This is a genomic window from Paenochrobactrum pullorum (genome assembly GCF_041929845.1).
Taxonomy (GTDB): domain Bacteria; phylum Pseudomonadota; class Alphaproteobacteria; order Rhizobiales; family Rhizobiaceae; genus Paenochrobactrum; species Paenochrobactrum pullorum.
Map to the genome: position 1 here is coordinate 46303 of NZ_JBHEEH010000013.1, position 22654 is coordinate 68956.

Here is a 22654-nt window from a genome sequence, read left to right on the forward strand (position 1 = left end):
CCTTAAGACGCATGATTGTATGAGCTGTAAAACGGTTATCATCAGAAGAATCGTGCCACAGCGATGATGCATGACGATTAACGCACATATGTTACACTCAAATGACAAATGTAACTTAAGGAAAATATGATGGAGCAAAATGACCTGATTGTGCGAGCATCGTGGCTCTATCATGTAGAAGGTTTAACCCAAGCGCAGATTGCCGACCGCCTTCATTTAACGCGACGACGGGTCAATGAAATGCTGGCACAAGCGCATCGTGATGGTGTGGTCAAGGTATCTTTCAATAGTAAGCTGGCCGATTGCGTGGCATTGGAGGCAGAGCTTTGCCAGCGGTTTGGCCTTGAAGATGCAATCGTCGTGCCAACACCGGAAGATGCTTCACAGATCCATAAAATCATGGGGCGGGCTGTTGCAGCCTATCTTGAACGCTTCATTGCAGCGCATGATATTCGCTCTTTTGGTGTTGCTTGGGGCTCGACATTGCGTGAGACCATCCAGTTTATGACACCACAACCGCGTGCTGATATGGAAGTTCACTCCATGACCGGCGGTCTGACACAAGGCACTGAAATCAATACATTTGAAATCGTGCGTGGTTTTGCTCAAATTTTCTCGGCCAAGTGCCGTTATTTTGTGGCACCAATTTATGCGGAGTCACCTGAATCACGTGATGCAATCATTTCGCAAACCGTCTTCCGCCGTACCTATGAAACGATCTGTAATGTTGATCTGGCTTATTTCAGTGTTGGCGATGCCTCCAACCGTTCATTACAAGTACGCTATGGTCTGCCGGAAGGGATAGATATTGAAGAATTGCAAGAACATGGCGCCGTTGGTGATCTGGCAGGGCGCTTTTTGAATGCTGAAGGCAAGCAGCTTGACCATACGATTAACCGACAGGTTCTGGCACCGGAATTGACTAGCTTGAAAACAATCCGCCACCGGCTGATTGTCGGTGGCGGAGCACATAAAGTGCCTATTGTTACAGCTGTTTTACGCGGCAGCTATCCAACAATTTTGGCTATTGATGCCGAAAGTGCAAAGTCCATTCTTGCTCAAGAAAACTGACGGCTGGAAGCTTTCTCAACTCCCAGCCAAGCTTGTTAAAGCAAAATTTAAACTTCTGGCGAATAACCAAATGTAATTGCAGGATTTTCTGCTGTTTCGACCCAAACACTTTTTGTCTGCGTATAGGCCAGCAAAGCATCGCGTCCGCTGGAACGGCCATAACCGCTACGGCCAAAACCACCAAAGGGCGACATCACCGAAATTGTTTTATAGCTGTTGATCCAGAAGGTTCCGGCGCGGATTTGACCTGCCACGCGATGGGCACGTGCAACATTTTGCGTCCAGACGGCACCCGCCAAACCATAAGCTGTGCTATTGGCAAGTTCTATGGCTTCAGCTTCATCGTCAAAAGGCATCACCGCCACAACAGGCCCGAAGACTTCTTCCTGCGCAATTGTCATTGATGGTTTAACCGCATCAAGAATAGTTGGCGCATAATAGAAGCCACCGGTTTTTTCCAAGCTTGCCGGCTTTAAACCACCTGCGGCCAGTTGCGCACCTTCTTTTACGCCTTCACGCACCATCTGATCAATTTTTTGCCATTGGCGTTCATTGTTGATAGGGCCGATATGCGAGTTCTGGTCATAAGGATCGCCCACCACAATGCGGTTGGCAGCATCAGCATAACGTTCCACGAATTGCTGATGGATTGAGCGATGGACGAGCAAACGTGATCCTGACACACATGACTGCCCTGCTCCGCTGAAAATAGCGGATTGCGCACCCAAAATCGCGCGATCCATCTGCGCGTCAGCAAAGACGATATTGGCCGATTTACCGCCCAGTTCCAGAATACATGGCACAACATTTTTAGCAGCTGTCGCAGCAATGGCTGAACCTGCCTGTGCCGAACCGACAAATACCACCAAAGACGTGCGCGGATGCGAAACCATTGCCTGTCCGGCGGTTAAACCGGCCCCTGCAATCACATTGACGAGACCGCGCGGCGCCCCACCTTGCTCACATAGAAAACCCAAAATAAGCGTGCTTAGAGGCGTTAACTCGGATGGTTTGATGACCACCGCATTACCGGCGCAAATAGCCGGTGCAATTTGCCAGCCACCGGTAAAGAGCGGTGCGTTCCACGGTGTAATTTGTGCAACCACACCAATCGGTTCATGGCGTGTATAATTGAGATGAGAACTTGGCACCGGAATGACATCGCCATAAAGCTTGTCGCACCAGCCCGCATAATATTCAAACATTTCGGCAACACGCACGGCCTCGCCGCCAATATCACGGATCGGGCGTCCGGCAGAACGGCTTTCAATTTCTGCAATCAATGGCGCATGTTCACGAATACGTCGTGCGATTTCATACATCACACGACCACGATGCGATGCAGTCAACTGCATCCACTCTACCTGAGCGCGTGCAGCTTCTGCCATTGCGGTATCGATTACGGACTGATCTGCATCTTTAAAACTGGCGAAGGTTTTTCCTGTTGCCGGATCAGTCAGCTTCAATTCAGCACCGGTGCCAGCGATAATGGTTCCGGCGATAAAACTACCGATTTCAGCTTGTGGGAAAAAGCTTTTAAAAATTTGTGAAATCCGCTCGGATTGATTATCCAAAATTTCTGTCATAACTCTCTCCCTTCTTACTTTGCCGTATCGGACTGATAAGCACCCATACGGGTAAAATCATCGGTGTCTTTCAGGTGTTCTGAACACGCCCAAAGCTTGGCCACCATGGCAGTCAACGGATTTTCAACATTGTTTTTTTCAGCCAGAGCTTGCGCCAAACGCACATCTTTGCGCATCAACCCCATTGAAAAACCGCTATCAAAGCGATCATTCATCACCCATGTCGGAAAATGAACTTCGCTGATCATGGATTTGCCGGAAGCTGCATTAATGACACGCAGTGCCGATTCAGGACTGATGCCTGCAGCCAAAGCAATTTTAAGTCCTTCACCAGTGGTAATCATATGCGCGGCCGCCAACATATTATTGACAAGCTTGGCCACATTACCCGCACCACTTGGCCCCACATGCAATGCTTTAGCCGAAAGCGCTTCAATGACAGGGCGAGCTAAGGCTAAATCTGCATCAGTGCCGCCAATCATCATGGTCAAAGCGCCACTTGCAGCCCCTGCCGGTCCCCCACTGACAGGTGCATCCAAAAAGCCGTGCCCCATCTTATCGAGCTTACCCGCCAACTGGCGGCTAACATCAGGCTCCGAGGTCGAGGTATCTACGATAATTACACGGTTCTGACGCTCAGCGCCCAGCAGATGACCATAGTCATTGACGACATTTTCCACGTCACGCGCTGTTGGTAATGAAAATACAAGAAAATCTGACTTTCTGAACAAATCGCTCAGATCTTTAATGGCAGTTACCCCTACTTTTGCTGATAATTCAAGACGTTCCGCTGAAAGATCAAAGCCTAAAGTTTCAAAGCCTTTGGAGGCTAATGTCGCTGCCATCCCCAGCCCCATACTGCCCAGACCAACAACACCAACAATGATTTTGTTCTGCTCCGACATAGTGGTTCCTTTCACCAAGACATGATGGTGAAGCCTGTCACTAACAAACACATCAGCATAGCCAGCCAGACAGCAACAAAGCGTTACATTTACAGCAACACTTCAAGCGTTGCTGTTTAAGCAACGCAATGTTGTCAATGATGGGTCTGGTATAGAACTAAAATCCCATCATACTTGCATTTTACAAAAGGGGACGGGAGATCACTCTTATTACCCCTATAGTAATGTATGCGCCTATCACCGGAACGGAGGGGGATCTGTTGCCGGTTAACGACATAACGCATTGCATTTGAAGGAGGGCATCGTGAAGGGGCAAAATAATTTTAGTATGCACCATCTGTGGTTACATGGCTTGGTATTACTGATCATTCTGGTTTCAGAATTGATTGGCGTTCAACGTATCAATATCGGTATTGGAGCCGTTATTTTTCTGCCAATGCTTTATGCATTTGCATTGGCTATATTTTTGAACCCCAATATTCTGAAAGCGACAGGAAAATTCATCAAGTCCGATTCAGTTAAACTTTCCGGCACCATGATCACCATAGCGATCATGCCGTTTATTGCAAAATTCGGCACCACTGTGGGCCCGCAGATCAAAGCCATTATCGCCGCGGGTCCGGCGCTTGTATTGCAGGAAATCGGTAATCTTGGCACTATTGTTGTAGCCTTTCCGATTGCAGTGTATTTACTTCGTATGGGACGTGAAACCGTCGGCGCCGTCTACTCCATCGACCGTGAACCCAATCTGGCACTCATCGTTGATAAATATGGCCTGGACAGCCCTGAAGGGGCTGGCGTTATGGGTGTTTACGCAACCGGCACCCTGATCGGCACATTCATTTTTGCGATCATGCCACCAATGGTTCATGCACTCGGTATTTTTGATGTTCGTGCGCTGGCCATGTCTTGCGGTGTTGGTTCCGGCAGTATGCTGGCCGCCTGTACAGGCGGATTGGTGAGTGTTGTGCCTGAACAAAAAGACATCATCCTCGCTCTTGCTGCAGCAAGTAATATTCTCACCTATGCAACCGGACTTTATGTCGGCTTGTTTGTGGCTCTGCCACTCACTGAATGGCTGTTTAAAAAATGTCGGCCGGATTTATACCGGGAAGAGAATTAAGGGGGAGAAAAAATTATGACATCACAATCCATTAAAAAAGCTGCCGATAAGCTGACCCTCTCCGTTGAATCAACCGATGAGCGTAAAATCAATATTGGTGAAAATGCGGTTTTGCTGCTGATTGCCTGTGCGTTGGGCCTGTTTTCCAATCTGGTCGGCACCGGTGTGGGCATTATAGAAGCTTTCCCCGGCATGGCGATTTTATATCTGGCTTCACTTGGCGGCCTGTTTCTGGCGCGTTATGCACCATTTTATCTGCCAAGTGTCGCCTGGGTATCGCTGCTTGCGATCATCATCACCATTCCGGGTGTTCCCGGCAATGAATATGTCGTTGCTCAGGTCGATAAACTTAACTTCCTATCGCTTGCAACGCCTGCTCTCGCCTATGGTGGCTTGGCTTTAACCCGCAATGAATTTGAAATTGCACGTCACTCAGGCTGGAAAATCGTTATTATTGCCATTTGCGTAATGCTCGGCACCTATTTAGGCTCCGTTGTGATTGCCGATTTAACCTTACGCATCATGGGCTAACTCCATCTTTAAAACCAGTAAAACGGGCAGGTTAAGACTTGCCCGTTTGTCTGCCTGCTGTCACAATCAGCAGGAACCGACTGCATGAAACGCTCCGGAGAACTGACCTTGACCGCTTATGTTGAACCAGATGATATTACTGAAGCCATTGAATGGCGCCATCAGCTGCACCGCAATCCAGAGCTTGGTTTTGAAGAACATAATACAGCACAATTCATTGCTGAAAAAATGAAAAGCTGGGGCTATGATGTAGTGGAAGGCTTTGCCAAAACGGGCATTATCGCCAGTCTCACACGGGGTACTTCAACGCACGTTATCGGCATTCGCGCCGATATGGATGCGTTACCGATACAAGAAAAAAGCGGCGTGGCATATTCTTCTGAAACAATCGGAAAAATGCATGCCTGCGGGCATGACGGCCATGTCACAATGGCACTGGCGGCAGCCAAGGCCTGCACAAAAATTGATTTTGATGGTACTGTGCGTTTCATTTTCCAGCCTGCCGAAGAAAACGAGGGTGGCGGACGCGAGATGGTCAATCAAGGCTTGTTTGACAAGTTTCCGGTTGATGCAATTTACGGTTTACATAACTGGCCGGGGCAGGATGTCGGCACATGCGTTGCACGTGACGATGCGATGATGGCGGCATTTGGTACGTTTGAAATCACCATTATCGGTAAGGGCGCCCATGGTGCCATGCCTCATGAAGGCGCTGATCCGGTGATTGCTGCAAGCCAGATTGTGTCGGCCCTTCAAACCATTGCCAGTCGCAATATTTCACCGCTCGATTCTGCCGTCGTATCAGTGACACAAATGCATGGCGGCGATGCGTGGAACATCATTCCTGAAATCATGATTATCCGGGGCACCACACGTTGGTTCAAGCCGGAAGTTGGTCAAATGATTTCACAGCGCATCAAGTCAATTTCGGCATCTCTTGCTGAAGGATTTGGCTGTGACGCCAAACTCATTTATGAAGAGCGCTACCCGTCAACTATTAATACTCCGGCAGAGGCGGCAATCATCCGCAGAATTGCAGCGTCGCCTGCATTGAATTTAAAAGTGCTGGATGTTGATCCGAGTATGGCGGCAGAAGATTTTGCCTTTATGCTTCAGAAAAAACCCGGCTGCTATTTCTGGCTCGGCGCGCGGCGTGATGGTAACAACCCTGGCCTTCACTCACCCTATTATGATTTCAATGATGCCATTTTGGCAACTGGTGCACGTTTCTGGGTGGAGCTTGTCAAAAGCGAACTCAACGGTGCTTAAGCAATAAAATAAAGTAGGAGCATTTTGAAACAGCAACCTGCAATGGAAAGCCTTGATGCCAAGGAACTACGTATGTTCATGGCAGTGGTGCGGATTGGCTCCATTCGTGGTGCGGCCGAATATTTGCAGGTTGCACCTTCGGTTATCAGCCGTCAGATTGCCGATACCGAACGCGTTATAGGGCTTCCACTCTTCTCACGCACTGCACGTGGCATGCGCCTGACTGAGGCTGGTGAATTGGTGCTGGATTACGGGCGGCGAATTTTGGAAGAGAGCAGCCTGCTCACCGAGCAATTGGGGCTTTTACGCGGTGTGCAGCAACAACGGGTCAGGATAAGGTGCGGTGAAGGTTTTCTGGCCGATGTACTCAAGCATGGGTTGAGCGCTTTTGTCAAAATCTATCCGGAAATCCGCTATGATTTGCAGCTTGGAAGTACGCAAGGTGTGCTGGATGCGATTGCCAATGGCGATGCGGATATCGGCATTGCCTACAATCCGACAATCGATACGCGTGTACGTTCTCTTGCGATCTCCCGCCAGCCTTTATGTCTGGTCGCGCAGCCGCATCATCCACTCTTAATAAAAGAAAACCTGCAAATGGCCGATTGCAACGGCCTTTCTTGCAGCCTGCTCAGCCAAGGGCACGGTATTACCCAACTTGTCACGCGCGTTGCCGCTGATCAGGGTATTGCTTTGATTACATTACTGGAAACGTCTTCCATTGATGTGCTCAAACATTTTGTCATGGCAGGGCTTGGCGTCACTTTCCTGCCCCGCTTTACGGTTGCTACCGAACTGGAAAACGGCAGTGTGAATATACGTGAATTATCCGACCCTGTTTTCAATGATGCCAGTGCCCATCTGATGGTACGCGCGCGCCGTCGTTTGCCTGCATCAGTTGAACGTTTGGGCAGTTTTTTGGCATTCAACATGACTGCATTTCGTTAAGTGCATATAAAACCTCTCGAACCATTACTGATCCGGGAGGTTAAAGGATTTTAATCAGTTGATCTGATCACCAATGACAGGGCCTTCCCAGTTTGGTTTCCAACCCAAGCTTGGTGCCACATGCTTGATGAAAGATTCCAGAATATGCAGATTATATTCCGGCCCAAGCTGGTTTGGAATCGTCAGCATCAACGTGTCCGCCAAAGCAATTGCCTTGTCGTTTTTAAGCTGTTCGATCAGTATATCAGGCTCGCCCGCATAGGTTCGTCCGAAGGTGGAGCGGAAACCGTCAATCATCCCGATAGCATCATGTTTTTCCGCCGCACTGCCAAAATAAGCTCTGTCGGTATCATTCATGATCGGAAAAACACTGCGGCTGATTGAAACACGCGGCGCACCTTTGTGGCCTGCTTCACGATAAGCCTCGCGAAAACGAATAATCTGCTCTGCCTGCAACTCGTCAAAAGGCATGCTGGAATCTTCAGTCAAAAGTGTTGAAGACATCATATTCAAGCCCTGACGACCTGTCCATTCAGCAGTTTCGCGTGTGCCGGAGCCCCACCAGATATGATTACGCAAAGTGCCGGAGCGTGGCTCAATTGGTACCGGCCCACGATAGCCCATCGAATGATCACCCAATGCCAGCGGTTCTCCATCAATTGCCCGCATGAACAAGTCAAATTTTGGACGAGCGATGTCGGCACCGCGTGGATCATTAGAGCCGGTATAGCCAAAAGCTTCATAACCACGCACAACCGTTTCCGGCGAGCCGCGGCTGATGCCAAGCGCAATACGACCATCAGCCAGAATATCAAGCGCTGCGGCTTCTTCCGCCAGATAAAGAGGGTTTTCATAGCGCATATCAATAACGCCTGTTCCCACTTCAATATGCTTGGTTTTCGCGGCAATGGTTGCTAATAGCGGCATTGGTGAAGCTTGCTGCTGTGCAAAATGGTGAACGCGGAAATAGGCACCATTGACGCCAAGTTCATCAGCACCAACGCCAAGTTCCACAGCCTGCTTCAGCATTTCGCCAGCCGTGCGGGTCTGAGACCCACGCGAATTCATATAATGGCCGAAACTTAAAAAACCAAAAGCTCTCATGGAATATCTCCTGCCGCCTCTTGCGGCTTTCATCACTGTTGGATGACATATAGTATATAAAAGTAACTACAACAGCTATGGATACGCGAACGCATTGTTCACTATTTCGTCATCCAAGAAATATTCTTCAATTTTATAAATTTGAATAAAAACGCCAAAAGGGCAGCAAGCTGCCCTTTTGATGATTGATTGATCCATTTAAATTAACGGGCCATTATCAATTAACGGGAATGAATTGTCCAAAAATCCTGCCAATCCTGAAGCTTCGCGTAATCGCTTTCAGCTGTTTCAGAATGCGGGACATGCATCTGATCCATGACTTTCACGATACCAGATACTTCGCCTTCAGGAATTTTGGCATTCTTGTTGGAGGAGATTTTACCATCGGCCAACTGTGGTGCCATACCTTCTTCGGTCATGATATAATGAACGAAAAGCTTGGCTGCATTCGGGCTCTTGGTGCCAGCTGCAATTACGGCTACACGGGGAGTCAACTGACCGGCCCATGGCTGCATTCCAGCGCAGATACCCATTGTGTAGTCGTTTTTCTTAGCATCACGGAAGATCGATGTGCTCAAGAAGCCCATGAATGGCTTTTCCTGACCCTTGGCACCAACAATCGGGCCAACATCGGTGTCGGAACGCGTCACACTAGGACGGTTTTTGGCAAAACGCTTGACCCATTCAGCGGTTGCGCTTTTCTCGTCTGTTTTCAAAGGCTCACCGAAGAAATCTTCGTAAGCTTTAGCCATTGCGGCATCGTCATGTTCTGCGATTTGGTTGAACCAGAACATGGTTTCATTGCGCAGCAACGGATCAGGTATAGCCACACGGCCTTTCCAGTCTTCGGTGGTCAGCGCCCAGATATTATCAATCGGGCATTTATCGCCATGAACATCAGAATTATAGGCCCAAACCCAAGGATTAAGACTGGTGATAGCCGGATCTTGATATTCTGCCGGAATTTGATCTTTCAGATCCGGCGGCAGCCAGCTCAAACCTGCACCCTGAACGATAATTTCAGAGGTAACCGATGGCAGGTTGCTCATGTTGAAAACATCGGTGCGCACATTATTTGCTGCCGCTTCACGCAGGATAACCTGTTCCTGGTTCTGCCCGTTCATTTTCACGCCAGTTGCTTTTACACCGTATTTTTCGGTGAAAGCATCAGCCATAGCAACGATTTTACCGGTTGCATCAACAACGGTAATCGCCGGTTCTTTTTTCGCAGCTTCAATCAAAGCTTCGAGTGAATAATCAGCATCTTTGATGCCGATTTCGCCAGCAGGCTCAGCAAATGCTGCTGTGCCGGACAAAAGTGCTACGCTCAATGAGAGAGCAGCGATATTACGAATGGTCAAAGTCATTCTATCCTCCAGGGTTAAACGTAAATTCGAAAAGAGTTGCGCGGTTCTCAACCGCTTATGCGTTTGCCTTCACCGTCGAACACATGAATGTGGTTTGCTTCAACTGTGATCCAGATCTCTTCACCCGCCTTTTGTACGGGTGCTTCTGAAATGATTGCAAAATATTGCTCGCCGTCAGCGGACAATTCAACGATCCAGCTACCGCCCGTCGGCACAACATCCACGATCTTGGCAAGGCAGCCACCATCAATTGCTTGAGCACTGATGCGTACGGATTCAGGACGGATACCAACGGAGCCAACCTTGGCCACATCGATTTTTTGTGCGGCCAAGAGGCTGCGAACCCATGCTGCCAATGCGCCTTTGTTGGTATCATTCAGCTCGGTGATATTGATCGGCAGGTTACCGATAAATTCCGCCACAAAACGATTGGCCGGACGCTCATAAATATCGTCTGGTGTACCAAGCTGCTGTAATTCGCCTTCACTCATCACCGCAATCGTGGTTGCAAGCGTCATTGCTTCCCACTGGTCATGGGTCACGAAAACAACTGTTGAACCCATTTCCTGATGGATACGCTTCAACTCCGCACGCATTTCAAGGCGCAGTTTTGCATCCAGATTAGAAAGTGGTTCATCAAGCAGAATGATTTCAGGCTTCAAAGCGAGCATTCGGGCAAGAGCCACGCGCTGTTGCTGACCACCGGACATCTGCGCAGGTAAACGATCACGATAGCGCTCGATGCCAAGTTTTTGCAGTACGTCATTGATGATCTTTTCGCGTTCAGGCTTTGCAACTTTATGCAGTTTCAAACCGAATTCGACATTTTCCTCCACCGTCATATGCGGCCAGAGCGCATAATTCTGGAACACCAGACCCATACCGCGTTTTTCCGGCGGCAGATAAATGCCATCATCCACCGAGACGATCTTTTTGCCATCAACCAGAATTTGGCCTTCGGTTGGAAATTCCAATCCGGCAATCATCCGCAAGGTGGTGGTTTTACCACAACCGGACGGGCCCAGCAGGCACAGAAATTCAGATTTTGGAATTTCCAGTGTTAATTTTTCAACTGCGGCGCGGGTGGCTTTGCCGTAGCTTTTTCTGATATCGCGAAGTGTAATACTCGACATTATTTGCCTCCCAATCCGTCAGATAATTTACTGTTGGTGAGTTTTTGAACGATGATCGTGCCGCCAAAAGCGATCACACAAATCATCAAGACGACAGCATTGGCAGCCTGAGAATAGCTGTAATCAACAAGGCGCAATGCATAAGTGGTGAGAACGTCAGTACCCGGAACGGCCAGCACGACAACAAGGCTTAAACCTTTGATGCCGGAGATAAATGGCAGCAGAATTCCGGAAACAAGCGAACCTTTTTGAATAGGTGCAACGATGGAAACCAAGCGTCTCCAGAAGCCGGCACCCACAATCTGGCCTGCTTCTTCCGGTGCTTTACCAAGTTGCATCATCGCGGAAATACCAGCGCGTGATGCAAATGGCATCTGATCGGCAAGAATGGCCAGAACCAGCAGAATTGGCGTGCCGTAAAGTGCCGGTAACGGACCACGCTGCACGGCAAACATGGTCAGATAAGCAGCGGCAAAAGCAATGCCCGGAACCAGATATGGCAGGAATGTTACCTGACGCAGGAATGTGCCAAGTAAAGTCAGCGGTGTACGGGCGACGACATAGCCAACCAACAGACCAAGCAAACCAGCACCCAATGCCGCCGAACCAACAATCCAAAGCGTGTTCCATGTTGCACGCCAGAATTCACCGGTGAGCAAAATGCCGTGGCTCATTGCCGTTGTTTTCAGATCACTGCCGATCCAGAAATCAAGCGTGAAATTATTCAATGCAAATACACCCGGCACGCGCATGATGGTAGTGAGGAAGAGCGCCATCAACGGAATGAACGCACTGATGATGAACATAAACATCGCAAAACTAAAGGCCGGAATGCGGAAACGTCCGAGTTCTGTTTGACGGTTCATCGAGCCTTTATTGCCGATGGTTACAAAACGACGAGCTTCTTTAAGCAAATACATGTCGAGGAAAATCGAGATACTGCCCAAGATTACAATGGTTGCCGCCAAAACCGCGCTCATACCAGCCTGACTGGTTGAAATTGCACGGAAAAGCGAAGTCGCCAACACATCAAAACCAACCGGCACACCCAGAATATAGGCCACACCAAAATCGCCCAAACATTTGGCAAAAATAAGCGTTGCGGCAGAAACGATAGACGGCATCATCAATGGCAAAATAATACGACGTGCGATCAACAATTTTCCTGCCCCCATAATACGGGCGGAATCTTCCAGCGTTGAATCAAACTGACGCAGTGCATTACCAAAAAGCAGGATGACAAATGGCGTATAATGCATCGCCAAAATCAGCATTATCGGCAGCATACCATAGGCCAACCAATCCGGCGGGGCAAAGCCCAAAGCCTCCATCCAGCTTGGCTGACCACCCGTGGTGCGGTTTTTAAAAAGCGTCAGCCATGCAAGCGCGAATGTCCATGATGGCAGCATATAAGGCACAATCAAAGCGGTGGAAAACCACTTTTTGCCCGGCAAATTGGTGCGGCTTAAAAGCCATGCCAAAGGAATACCGGTTGCAAGGGCAAAGAGAATAGAGCCGAGAGCAATGATGGCTGTGTTCCACAACGGGCGCCAGAAAATATCGGTCGAAATCGGCGAAAATAATGCGCGATTGATATAATAGAAGGTCAGTTCACCAATCTGCTGGCCAGAACGGGCGCGATCTGCAAACTGCACCAGCACCGCATCAGATAATAGCAGCACAATTGGTGCGACAATCAGATAGGCAAAAACAACAGACAATACGATCCCGATCAATGTTGTCGGGTCGGAATTGTAGACCTTATGTTTATATAACAGGTTCTTGTAATAACTCATGGTTTCTCCACTTTGAGCCGAGGCTCCCCGTACAACCTTCCCCGATTTTTAAACGGTAGAGTTTCAAAAGGTTTGATGCTCGCTTGGTGCAGCAATTGTTGCCTTATTCTGCGCTTGGCCTTGCCCTATATATCGAGCTTTGAAATTGACTTTTACCTGACATATCCACGCTTGATAAACTCATGGAAGCACTGCCCCCGCTTGTTCATTTACCTCGCGCACCACAGACCATGCGGGTGCGTATTCAATGGGTATAAAATGATCATCTCCCTGAAATTCAGCTTTCATTTCAGGCGTAAATGTAAAATTGAAAAAACAGTGTTTCATCTTGCTCACCAATGATGGTGCAAGATTATGGGCATAGGCAAAAGATGATGTCGGAAAAAGATCGCTTTGATAAATAAGGCGCACGGCATCGCGTTTAACAAGGCCGCGCTCGATCATTCGCTCCAGCACATCGGAAGCAACTGCTGCCATATCATAATCACCGGCCACAACACCGAGTACTGATTTATCATGACCACCGGACATGATCGGCGCATAGTCCTGCACTGGTGTCAGTCCGTGTTTGGGAAACAAAGCGCGTGGTGCCACATTGCCGGAATTGGAAAAAAGCGAAGCATGGGCAATGCGCTTGCCTTTCAAATCGCTCAAATCTTTATAAGGACTGTCGGCACGGACAACCGCCACCAAACGGTAGCCACGCATTTCATTGCCGGTTCCTTTCGCTGCGAAAGGAACGGCACCCGCGCGGTTCACTGCCTCGATGGTAGGCCCTGTTGAAAATCCGGCAAAATGCAACCGCCCGGAACGCATCGCTTCAATTTCATCCGCGCTAGACTGGATCGGATAATAGACGATCTGACGTCCCAGACAGGCTTCAAGATGCTGCGTAAAAGGTTTGAACAAACGGGCATAAACGGCCGGATCTTCAATTGGCGTATAGGCCCAAACAAGGGTTTGCGGATCACGCCATTGGGATGGATCTTTGGGTGCATCGGCGACAAGATCATTATTCTCGTCGCAATAACGCTCGTCAAGCGCACCGCGATTAGCGCATGCGTTATCAGTCGCAGAAGCAATGCTTAACTGCGCGCCCAATATCGCTGTCAATATAGCAACGCCCGTGTGGCATGCCATTTTGCGCCAGAACATTTCTTCCACCCAAACCCGTTTTTATGTTAGTGTTTAATATTGGTATCTAAAAACAATACCAATTCTTCCTGTCAGAATCCTGTCATCATGGAAACTTTACATCTCTCATGCGCATCCTTCTCATAGAAGACACCATCGATATTGCCTTTGCGATTGCCTCAAAGTTAGAAAAAGAAGGCTATCAGGTCACCTCTGTTTATGATGGTGCTGAAGGTGAGGATTTGGCTGTAAACGGCTCATTTGACTTGGTTGTACTGGATATTAATCTGCCCGGTCGTGACGGTTTTGAGATATTGCGCAGTATGCGGGAGCATTCTTTATCCTCTCCGGTTTTGGTCATCACAGCGCGCAACCAAATTACTGATAAAATCGATTTGTTAGAGCTTGGTGCAGACGATTATTTGGTCAAACCTTTTGATCTGCGCGAGCTTGTCGCGCGAATCCGTGCTGTTGCCAGACGTCATATGGGCGTGGCACAACCCCTCATCCGCATCGGCGATCTAACCATCAATTTGAGCCAGCGCTCGGTGATGCAAGGTGATGAGCCTTTGGATTTCGGCAAGCGCGAATTTGACGTTTTGGAAATGCTTGTGACACGTTTTAACGTCACAGTTCCAAAAGACATGCTGGTGCTAAAACTTTTTGGCCATGAAGATACCGGCACGCCCAATGCTATTGAATTGCTGATTTCACGCGTTCGCAAAAAACTTGAAAATAGCGAATTGGAAATCGTCACGCAGCGCAGTGTTGGCTATTTATTACGCCTCAAAACAACCTAGTGCCGATGCTGTCACTCGCTGCAAATTTTAAAACCAATAAAGAATATTCTATCCAACGCCGCATTATGGTCAGCGGTGGGCTGACATTGCTTGCGGTTACAATTGCTTTGTTTTTTCTTGGCCGCCTTTACGCGCAGCGTGCTGCTGATGAAGCATTTGACCGTGTGCTCGGAGCGGCTGCCCTTTCCATTGCCGACACGATTACATTGCAAGACGGTGCATTAAGTGTCGACCTGCCCCACTCCGCTTTTGCTATTTTGGGAACGTCTCGGCTCAACCGAATTTTTTACCGCGTCGTCACACCTGATGGAAACCTGCTGACAGGTTCCCCCATTTTAGGACTGGAATTACCGCATGGCACCAATAATCACTTAAGCCTCAGCGATAGTGTTTATCGTGGTGAAAAAATTCGCATTGCAGCGGTCGCGCGTTATCATAGTGATGCCAAAGGTGGCGGCTGGGTTGATGTGCTGGTGGGCGAAACACGTGAAGCGCGCGACCAACTCACCTTACAATTAAGCCTTAATACAATTCTGCCGGTTTTAGGTGTAGCACTTTTGGCGCTCGCCCTCATTTGGTTTGCTGTACGGTTAGCCTTCCGGCCATTGCACAGCGTCGAAGCCAATCTGCGTCAACGCTCATCCGCTGATCTTAATCCTGTTTCCGGTTCTATTCCTAAAGAAGTCAGCGCGCTTGTTTCCGCATTGAATGACTTTATGGCACGCCTCAACAGTTTGCTGGATGGCTTGAAACTGGTGACAGCCGATGCCGCGCATCAAATGCGCACACCTTTGACAGCCTTGCGCGCTTTGACCGAATTATCGCTGGAAGAAACAGACGCCAAACGGCGGCATGAAATTCTCACCCGAATTCATGCCAATTCCATCAGTGCCAGCCTGCTCGCCAACCAGCTTTTATCTGAAGCCACAACCCTTCACAGTATCCAATCGCGTAAACTAGAGCTGATTGATCTGTTACAAGTGGTACAGGAGGCTATTCGGCGTTTGCGCACAGAAGGTAATTATCAAAGCTTACAAAAAACCATCACCCTAGAGGTAGCGCAAAAAGCTTTTTATCTTTATGGCGAGCCGATCAGTTTACGTGAAATGATCCGCAATATCATTGAAAATGCACTGATCCACGCACCAGGCCCGATTGATATCAGCCTGAGCGAGCAGGACGAGCTCATTACTCTTGGCGTCCATGACAGAGGTTCTGGCTTTACCTCGGAAATGAAGGAGCGCGCCTTTGAGCGTTTTGTGCGTGCAGATCAATCCAAACCGGGTTCCGGTCTTGGGCTTTCAATTGCCAAAATGGTAGTCGTCGCACTTGGCGGGCATATAGAATTGCAAGATCGTGACGGGGGCGGAACCAGTGTTATGGTCATATTACCGGCTGCACATCCAGAGGCGGAATGATGCGATATTTTTTATCCATTTTGCTCAGTAGTTTATTCCTGACATCTTTTGCCATCGCACAAAATAGTACATCAACCAAAACAGAATTGTTAATTGTAGGTGACATCGCACCGGAAACAATCGCACCGGTTATTGAAGGTCTGGATCAAAAGCTATCAACCGTTGCAATCAAATATCAACAAGTCAGACCAAGCGAATGGACATCCAGACTGCTGGCCGGCGCAGAGGCTGCCAATAATGCTGATTTGATTATTTTCTCGACGCCTGATCTGGCCGTACTTATTGCAAATGAAGGGACTGCTCAACAACATAGCACAATCACCCGCAATGCAAATTTGCCTTCGCAAGCTCATTGGCGCAACGAATTATTCAGTATCGGCTTTGATCCGGCGGTCAGTATTATCAGGCGCAGTTCTCTCGATAATGAGCTGCCCACGACACGCATTGAGTTAGCGCGCCTAATGGAGCAAAATCCGCAAAGGTTCCAGCGTCGTGTCGGTCTCGTCAATATCGGCATTGATAATGGCAGCTATACATTGGCGGCTCAGGATTCTATCCGCTCGCCGCTTTTCTGGCGCATCGTGCGGGCTTTTGGTGCCTCACAAGCCCGTATCTATGACGACAATGAAGAATTGCTGCAAGCCTTATCCGATGGCCGCATTGATCTGGCCTATAATGTGCCGTTGTCTTACATCACCAAATGGCCACATAATGCAGAAGAACTGACCGTTATTTTGCCACGTGATTATGTGGTGGCTTTACCGTGGACAGCGCTTATTCCGGAAAAAAGCAAGAAAGTCTCGGAAGCAGAGCAGGCAATCACTTTCCTGTTGTCACCTGCCGGACAAGCTATTCTGCAGCAAACCGGACTCGTTTCTGCCACCAGCCCATCCAATCTTGCCTCACTACAACCCGTTGAGCTGGGGCCGGAATTGCTCGTTTATTTAGATGGTCTCAAACGCAGTCGCTTTCTGGATACATGGTTCCAACTCGTGGTACATGAATGAATTGAGGGAAACAAAAGCTTCCTTCGAATATTGACTTAAAACTCTTTTCGCAGCGCTGTGTCGGGCGAGAGTTTTGCGGCGCAAAAGCTGCAATAATTACGGCACCAGCTGTCCAGAAAATCGAGTTAAGCTCGCCCTTTTTAGGATGTGGACCTGATCAAACAATTGTCTTTATTGAGTGTTTTTATTGATTTTAGATTTTGACATTAGGGAGGCTTATTATGAGCGATCTGTTCTGGCTTTCAGATGCTGCATGGAATACAATCGAACCACATTTACCCAAGAACCAACCCGGAGCTTATCTTATAAAAACCTTTGGCTTCTTGAGATACAAAGAAGCTGTTACCCAGCACTGTTAACTGCGGGGTTGCGGCGTATTTGGCATCGTATATTTGAGACGATGGCAGCCAGCGGTCCGGTTCCACAAGAGCTTTCCATAGATAGCACACACGTCAAAGCGCACCGTTCGGCACAAGGCTCAAAAGAGAGGCGTGGACGCAAGCGATTGGCACGTCGCGCGGTGGAAGAACAAGCAAAATCCATTGCTTGGCCGATGATTGCGGCAGACCGGTCGCGTTCAGCTTAACACCGGGAAACATTGCCGACATAAAAATGGCAATTCCATTATTCGAGGTCGCTCGCCCCAGCAAGCGCCTGTTAGCCGACAAGGCATATGACGCTGAGAGTCTTCGAGACTGGCTTAATAATGCTCGCATCAAGGCTGTCATTCCCTCTTCGTGAGCGCGAAAGAAACCCTATCCTTTAGATTGTAGCGCATACAAGCGTAGAAATATCATCGAACGGCTTTTCTGCAGGCTCAAAAACTGGCGACGCATTGCAACCAGATATGATCGCCTCGCAATAAACTATCTCGCCGCAATTGCTCTTGTTTCTACAATCATCGCATGGGGGGGAATTGAGTCCTCAGCCTAGCATTAGCCATTTATATAACGACGCATGCAATAAAGCAGTGTTCCTGATTTCTCATTTTCGCGCATGGCAATGACACGTCCAAACAAGATACGATGGGTTGCCTCGTCAACAGCATTGGTCAGTTCACATTCAAAGCTGACCGATGCAGTGTCTAAAACAGGCGCGCCGGTAACACCTTCCTTCCAGTCATGTCGATCAAATCTTTCTTCCATCGGCGTGACAACACGACCGCCAAAAAGGTTTGAGATATCCTCTTGTCCCGGCATCAATGTATTGACGCAAAAATGACGCGTATTTTCAAAAGCATGGAAACACGAGCTTGAGCGGTTAATGCAAACCAACAGAGTAGCTGGCGCATCACTGACACTGCACACCGCAGAAGCCGTAAACCCATAACGCTTGCCGTCGGATAGAGTACTGGTAATATTGACTGCCGAACCAAGTCGCGACATGCCATTACGAAAGGTGGCTTTGTCAACAATGTCGAACCGGTGATCTACGATACCCATATCGCTCTCTTAAATACACTAGAGCCAAGCAAAGCCAAGATGGCTTGCTCAGTTCACATTCATTTCAAGTGAATAGAAAAGTGAGAGATTGAACCCCGCACTTTAAAAGTAATTTAAGCAGATAGTTCTTTTCGAATAATTTCCGTACCTGCACATAACGCGTTCAGTTTTCCACGTGCCACTCGACGGGATAAAGGTGCCATGCCACAGTTGGTGCAAGGATAAAGTTTGTCAGCATCAACAAATTGAAGCGCTTTTCGCAAAGTGTTGGCAACTTCCTCTGGTGTTTCGATCGTGTTGCTGGCCACATCGATGGCGCCTACCATGACTTTTTTACCGCGAATAAGCTCAATCAGATCCATCGGCACGTGCGAATTATGGCATTCCAACGAGATCAGATCGATACTTGATTGTTGCAGCTTCGGGAATGCTTCCTCATACTGCCTCCACTCGGAACCAAGCGTTTTTTTCCAATCCGTATTGGCTTTGATACCGTAACCATAGCAAATATGGACAGCTGTCTCACATTGAAGCCCTTCAATTGCTCTTTCCAAAGTAGCAACGCCCCAATCATTGACTTCATCAAAGAACACGTTGAATGCAGGTTCATCAAACTGAATGATATCGACACCTGCTGCTTCTAGTTCCTTAGCTTCCTGATTGAGAATTTTAGCAAATTCCCAAGCAAGCTTTTCGCGACTTTTATAATGAGCATCATAGAGAGTATCGATCATGGTCATAGGACCGGGCAAGGCCCATTTAATAGGCTTTTTGGTTTGCTGGCGCAAAAATTTGGCGTCTTCAACAAAAACCGGTTTTGTACGCGATACTTCACCAGTAACAGTCGGTACACTGGCGTCATAGCGATCCCGAATTCTGACCGTTTCACGCTTTTCGAAATCAACACCATTGAGGTGTTCAATGAAAGTTGTAACAAAATGCTGACGCGTTTGTTCGCCGTCGCTGACGATGTCAATGCCTGCCTGAACCTGATCATCTAAGGCCAGCCGCAATGCGTCTTGTTTGCCTTCAATCAACGCCTCACCTTCCAGTTTCCAAGGCGACCAAAGTTTCTCCGGCTCAGCAAGCCAAGACGGTTTCGGCAGACTGCCGGCGGTGGAAGTTGGCAACAATGTTTTCATATCAGGTAACCTTATGATTGTAATTCATCAAAGAGCGTAATTGGCAGACCATTCTTCGAGAATGGTTTTGTAGGGTTTGATAAATTGCTCTTCGGCAAACTTTCCTTGCTTAACGGCCATCAGGCTTCGTTCTTCACGATCGTAGACGATTTGTGTCAATGAACAGTCGGAATGCTTCAAATCTGGCTGATAAGTTGCACCCGCAACTGAATTGGCATTATAGATTTCCGGACGGTAAATCTTTTGAAACGTTTCCATCGTGGCAATCGTGCTGATAAGCTCAAGATTGGTGTAATCAGCCAATAAGTCGCCGGTAAAATAGAATGCCAAAGGTGCAACACTATCCGGTGGCATGAAATAGCGAACCTGCAAACCCATTTTAGCGAAATAACGATCAGTCGAAGACAATTCATTTTGTTGATATTCGACACCCAATATCGGATGTTCGTTGACGGTGCGAAAATATGTTTTGCTGGTTGACGCACTCAAACAAATGATCGGCGCCTTGCTAAAATAATCTTTGTAAGCTTTTGAATTTACAAAATATTTAAACAAATTTCCATGTAAATCGCCAAAATTCTCCGGCAGGGTGAATTCAGGAAGATTGCGATTATATTCAGGCAGCAATACGCTAAAATCATAATCACGCACATAAGATGAAAAATTATTCCCCACCACGCCTTCAATGCGCTTATTGGTTTTGTGATCAAAAATATTGGTTTTCAAAATTTCTATCAGTGGAAAAGCATCTGATTTTGATTTCGTATCAATATCCATTTCAACAGAAATGATTTCGATCTCGATAGAATAACGATCGCCTGTTGGATTATCCCAATGCGCCAAAGCGTTGAAACGATTATCAATCATTCGCAATGCACAGCGCAAATTTTGTTGACGGCTCTCCCCTCTGGCCAAATTAGCAAAATTCGTTGTAATTCGGGTACTATCTGCCGGCTGGTAATTCTCGTCAAAAGGAATGCTATTAATAGTCAGTTTAAAGTTTTTGGTCATTGCGATACGGCGTCCTAATTCCTGGAATATAACTTGTGTGCGTGTTAACTTTCAGGACTTCATCATTTTCGGGTTACTCAGTCAGTAATTCCTTACCAACTATAAATTTGTGTGATGCGGGACTTATGCCTGACTCAATGAATGAGTAAAAATGATTTGATTTCATTGAAGCATGAGGGATGCTCATGCTTTGTACGGTGTATCATAGAATGCTTGACCAACAGAAAGTGTTAGGGCATTGCTCTTACTGTCAAGGTTTTATGGATGAACAATCCAGAGCTAAGAGGGAATTCGGTTCAATGCCGGAGCTGCCCGCCGCAACTGTAAGCGGCTAGTCATTGCCCATTGATGTCACTGGGTTTGACTTGGGAAGACGGGCAAAAACATTTATCCGTGAGCCAGGGGACCTGCCACGACAAATAACGACCACGGGCGGGGGTGTCCGGGGTGCCGCTTTTGACCGCCATAGCGGCGTTGTTACTGCGTCATATCCGTTCACTGTCGCTAAATGATGGCAGCATGGATGACTAGCTTAAGCATGATGATTAGAAATAAAGATATAAAACAAACAATTAAAGCGGAATTCAATTCTTTGACTGCCGGTAGCCAAATGTCTTCAATGATGACATGTCAGTATTCTAGCACAGCATTAGGCCTCACAGCATGAGTAAAAAACAATTTTTTATAAATTTCAGGTATCACCATGCTAGATAGACAACATCTGGCCATTCTGCGTGAAATAGAGCGCGTTGGTAGTCTGACGGCTGCCGCCGAGCGTCTCAATGTTACGCAATCAGCACTCAGCCACACAATACGAAAGCTTGAGGAACGCTATGGTGTTGCCATGTGGGAAAAGGATGGTCGCAATCTCCGTCTCACTGAAGCCGGACACTATCTTGTCGCATTGGCTCAGCGTATTTTGCCACAAATAGAAAGAGCTGAAGACGTTTTATCTGACTACCGCTACGGCAAAAGAGGCTCGCTTAAAATTGGCATGGAATGCCACCCATGCCATCAATGGCTGATGGGCGTCACAAAACCCTATCTTATGGACTGGCCGGATGTCGATTTGGCACTGACCACGTCATTTGCTGCCGGTGGTGTTTCCGCATTAACGGGATATGAAATCGATATTCTCATTACTCCCGATCCGATCGAAGCAGCGGGTATCCATTACCTGCCGGTCTTCGACTATGAACTTGTGCTTGCTGTTCCAACGCACCATCCGCTAGCTCTTAAAAACCATGCAGAGCCTACGGACTTGTTAGAAGAAACCCTTTTCACTTATCCGGTGCCACCAGAGCGGCTGGATATATTTACGCAATTTCTTGTGCCGGACAATTGCCGCCCCCGCCACCACCGGAGCGTTGAAACAACAGAAATGATGTTGCAACTCGTTGCAGCCGGACGCGGTGTCAGTGCTATTCCAAATTGGCTCGTGTGCAGGGAAGCAGCGACGCTTGGGGTTCATCCGGTACGAATTGGCAAGAACGGGATACAAAAAAGCATCCACCTTGGCTTGAGAAGTGGTGATGAAACCATTGATTACATCGCCGGCTTTCTCGATACATCCCGTCAAATAGCAGCAGTTTAAGTTACTCTTTAAAGGATTGAGGGCATTCAGCTTTTAGTCTTCATGATTCATGGCGATGCCCTGCCCTTCAAAATATACGCTTTATGAATAGCTGCGTCATCACAGCCATTCCAGATGTCTGCCCTCGCGTGCGCCTGTTACACGATAATGATACCGACATTCTCATACGCAGAGCGCACCATCAATATTCGACAATTGAATAGCCCCTAGATTTGTAGATCCTTTGTGACTTAAAAAAGAGGCAAGGAGCCTACGATGGGTAAAGCTAATTTC

The 22654-nt window shown here is 47.9% G+C and carries 19 protein-coding genes, 1 pseudogene and 1 riboswitch; of the genes and pseudogenes, 10 read left to right on the forward strand and 10 right to left on the reverse strand.

Annotation, left to right across the window (positions count from 1 at the left end; all coding sequences use genetic code 11):
• Positions 1-129 precede the first annotated feature (129 nt).
• Entirely contained in the window at positions 130-1071 is a 942-nt protein-coding gene (locus JNC77_RS14470; protein ID WP_374833734.1) for a sugar-binding transcriptional regulator, read from the forward strand.
• A 47-nt stretch (positions 1072-1118) separates the two neighbouring features.
• Here JNC77_RS14470 and JNC77_RS14475 read toward each other — a convergent pair whose 3' ends face one another.
• Together JNC77_RS14475 and JNC77_RS14480 are read right to left on the reverse strand one after the other, a co-directional pair.
• Positions 1119-2657, reverse strand: coding sequence for an aldehyde dehydrogenase family protein (locus tag JNC77_RS14475; RefSeq protein ID WP_374833735.1), 1539 nt, complete (start codon positions 2655-2657; stop codon positions 1119-1121).
• Positions 2658-2671: 14 nt separating this feature from the next.
• Complete coding sequence (locus tag JNC77_RS14480; protein WP_374833737.1) at positions 2672-3562, reverse strand: NAD(P)-dependent oxidoreductase; 891 nt, start codon at positions 3560-3562, stop codon at positions 2672-2674.
• Positions 3563-3890: 328 nt separating this feature from the next.
• On the opposite strand from JNC77_RS14480, the gene JNC77_RS14485 reads away from it, so the two are divergent.
• The 4 genes from JNC77_RS14485 (at position 3891) to JNC77_RS14500 (ending at position 7433) form a co-directional block, all read left to right on the forward strand.
• Entirely contained in the window at positions 3891-4685 is a 795-nt protein-coding gene (locus JNC77_RS14485) for a DUF3100 domain-containing protein (RefSeq protein WP_374833770.1), read from the forward strand.
• A gap of 15 nt (positions 4686-4700) precedes the next feature.
• A complete protein-coding gene (locus tag JNC77_RS14490; protein WP_374833739.1) occupies positions 4701-5216 on the forward strand; it encodes a hypothetical protein in 516 nt (171 codons plus the stop codon).
• 84 nt (positions 5217-5300) lie between these two features.
• Positions 5301-6485, forward strand: a complete 1185-nt coding sequence (locus JNC77_RS14495; RefSeq protein WP_374833741.1) for a M20 aminoacylase family protein — start codon at positions 5301-5303, stop codon at positions 6483-6485.
• Between the two features lie 24 nt (positions 6486-6509).
• Positions 6510-7433 (forward strand): LysR family transcriptional regulator, encoded by a 924-nt coding sequence (locus tag JNC77_RS14500; RefSeq protein WP_374833743.1) that lies wholly within the window; start codon positions 6510-6512, stop codon positions 7431-7433.
• 54 nt (positions 7434-7487) lie between these two features.
• Here JNC77_RS14500 and JNC77_RS14505 read toward each other — a convergent pair whose 3' ends face one another.
• The 5 genes from JNC77_RS14505 to phnD all read right to left on the reverse strand — a co-directional run bounded on the left by JNC77_RS14505 (position 7488) and on the right by phnD (position 13988).
• Positions 7488-8537, reverse strand: coding sequence for an LLM class flavin-dependent oxidoreductase (locus tag JNC77_RS14505; RefSeq protein WP_374833745.1), 1050 nt, complete (start codon positions 8535-8537; stop codon positions 7488-7490).
• 221 nt (positions 8538-8758) lie between these two features.
• The gene (locus JNC77_RS14510) at positions 8759-9904 is read right to left on the reverse strand and encodes an ABC transporter substrate-binding protein (protein WP_374833747.1); all 1146 of its coding nucleotides are present in this window, start codon (positions 9902-9904) and stop codon (positions 8759-8761) included.
• Positions 9905-9951: 47 nt separating this feature from the next.
• Positions 9952-11037, reverse strand: coding sequence for an ABC transporter ATP-binding protein (locus JNC77_RS14515; protein ID WP_374833749.1), 1086 nt, complete (start codon positions 11035-11037; stop codon positions 9952-9954).
• Positions 11037-12833: an ABC transporter permease gene (locus tag JNC77_RS14520; RefSeq protein ID WP_374833751.1), complete on the reverse strand. Its 1797-nt coding sequence runs from the start codon at positions 12831-12833 to the stop codon at positions 11037-11039. Before JNC77_RS14520 ends, JNC77_RS14515 begins: the two co-directional genes overlap by 1 nt.
• 180 nt (positions 12834-13013) lie before the next feature.
• Positions 13014-13988, reverse strand: coding sequence for a phosphate/phosphite/phosphonate ABC transporter substrate-binding protein (gene phnD / locus JNC77_RS14525; protein ID WP_374833752.1), 975 nt, complete (start codon positions 13986-13988; stop codon positions 13014-13016).
• Positions 13989-14095: 107 nt separating this feature from the next.
• On the opposite strand from phnD, the gene JNC77_RS14530 reads away from it, so the two are divergent.
• The 4 genes and pseudogenes from JNC77_RS14530 (at position 14096) to JNC77_RS14545 (ending at position 18125) form a co-directional block, all read left to right on the forward strand.
• Positions 14096-14767, forward strand: coding sequence for a response regulator transcription factor (locus JNC77_RS14530; protein WP_374833754.1), 672 nt, complete (start codon positions 14096-14098; stop codon positions 14765-14767).
• A gap of 5 nt (positions 14768-14772) precedes the next feature.
• Entirely contained in the window at positions 14773-16185 is a 1413-nt protein-coding gene (locus JNC77_RS14535; RefSeq protein WP_374833756.1) for a sensor histidine kinase, read from the forward strand.
• On the forward strand, positions 16185-17192 hold the full coding sequence (locus tag JNC77_RS14540) for an ABC transporter substrate-binding protein (protein ID WP_374833758.1): 1008 nt from the start codon (positions 16185-16187) through the stop codon (positions 17190-17192). Before JNC77_RS14535 ends, JNC77_RS14540 begins: the two co-directional genes overlap by 1 nt.
• Before the next feature lie 221 nt (positions 17193-17413).
• Positions 17414-18125 (forward strand): annotated as a pseudogene (locus tag JNC77_RS14545) (IS5 family transposase).
• A 2-nt stretch (positions 18126-18127) separates the two neighbouring features.
• Here JNC77_RS14545 and JNC77_RS14550 read toward each other — a convergent pair.
• The 3 genes from JNC77_RS14550 to JNC77_RS14560 form a co-directional block, all read right to left on the reverse strand.
• Positions 18128-18634, reverse strand: a complete 507-nt coding sequence (locus tag JNC77_RS14550) for a flavin reductase (protein ID WP_374833760.1) — start codon at positions 18632-18634, stop codon at positions 18128-18130.
• A gap of 113 nt (positions 18635-18747) precedes the next feature.
• On the reverse strand, positions 18748-19776 hold the full coding sequence (locus JNC77_RS14555) for a methionine synthase (RefSeq protein WP_374833762.1): 1029 nt from the start codon (positions 19774-19776) through the stop codon (positions 18748-18750).
• Between the two features lie 27 nt (positions 19777-19803).
• Complete coding sequence (locus JNC77_RS14560; RefSeq protein ID WP_374833764.1) at positions 19804-20787, reverse strand: DUF1852 domain-containing protein; 984 nt, start codon at positions 20785-20787, stop codon at positions 19804-19806.
• A gap of 236 nt (positions 20788-21023) precedes the next feature.
• Positions 21024-21216: riboswitch (cobalamin riboswitch) on the forward strand.
• 274 nt (positions 21217-21490) lie between these two features.
• Here JNC77_RS14560 and JNC77_RS14565 point away from each other — a divergent pair.
• Positions 21491-22381, forward strand: coding sequence for a LysR family transcriptional regulator (locus JNC77_RS14565; protein ID WP_374833766.1), 891 nt, complete (start codon positions 21491-21493; stop codon positions 22379-22381).
• Positions 22382-22654: the final 273 nt, after the last annotated feature.

Coding starts and splice junctions, on each gene's coding strand:
- JNC77_RS14475 (WP_374833735.1), bottom strand. CDS start 2,657: ATGACAGAAATTTTGGATAATCAATCCGAGCGGATTTCACAAATTTTT.
- phnD (WP_374833752.1), bottom strand. CDS start 13,988: ATGTTCTGGCGCAAAATGGCATGCCACACGGGCGTTGCTATATTGACA.
- JNC77_RS14520 (WP_374833751.1), bottom strand. CDS start 12,833: ATGAGTTATTACAAGAACCTGTTATATAAACATAAGGTCTACAATTCC.
- JNC77_RS14530 (WP_374833754.1), top strand. CDS start 14,096: ATGCGCATCCTTCTCATAGAAGACACCATCGATATTGCCTTTGCGATT.
- JNC77_RS14485 (WP_374833770.1), top strand. CDS start 3,891: ATGCACCATCTGTGGTTACATGGCTTGGTATTACTGATCATTCTGGTT.
- JNC77_RS14470 (WP_374833734.1), top strand. CDS start 130: ATGGAGCAAAATGACCTGATTGTGCGAGCATCGTGGCTCTATCATGTA.
- JNC77_RS14505 (WP_374833745.1), bottom strand. CDS start 8,537: ATGAGAGCTTTTGGTTTTTTAAGTTTCGGCCATTATATGAATTCGCGT.
- JNC77_RS14565 (WP_374833766.1), top strand. CDS start 21,491: ATGCTAGATAGACAACATCTGGCCATTCTGCGTGAAATAGAGCGCGTT.
- JNC77_RS14560 (WP_374833764.1), bottom strand. CDS start 20,787: ATGACCAAAAACTTTAAACTGACTATTAATAGCATTCCTTTTGACGAG.
- JNC77_RS14550 (WP_374833760.1), bottom strand. CDS start 18,634: ATGGGTATCGTAGATCACCGGTTCGACATTGTTGACAAAGCCACCTTT.
- JNC77_RS14510 (WP_374833747.1), bottom strand. CDS start 9,904: ATGACTTTGACCATTCGTAATATCGCTGCTCTCTCATTGAGCGTAGCA.
- JNC77_RS14540 (WP_374833758.1), top strand. CDS start 16,185: ATGCGATATTTTTTATCCATTTTGCTCAGTAGTTTATTCCTGACATCT.
- JNC77_RS14495 (WP_374833741.1), top strand. CDS start 5,301: ATGAAACGCTCCGGAGAACTGACCTTGACCGCTTATGTTGAACCAGAT.
- JNC77_RS14515 (WP_374833749.1), bottom strand. CDS start 11,037: ATGTCGAGTATTACACTTCGCGATATCAGAAAAAGCTACGGCAAAGCC.
- JNC77_RS14480 (WP_374833737.1), bottom strand. CDS start 3,562: ATGTCGGAGCAGAACAAAATCATTGTTGGTGTTGTTGGTCTGGGCAGT.
- JNC77_RS14490 (WP_374833739.1), top strand. CDS start 4,701: ATGACATCACAATCCATTAAAAAAGCTGCCGATAAGCTGACCCTCTCC.
- JNC77_RS14535 (WP_374833756.1), top strand. CDS start 14,773: ATGCTGTCACTCGCTGCAAATTTTAAAACCAATAAAGAATATTCTATC.
- JNC77_RS14555 (WP_374833762.1), bottom strand. CDS start 19,776: ATGAAAACATTGTTGCCAACTTCCACCGCCGGCAGTCTGCCGAAACCG.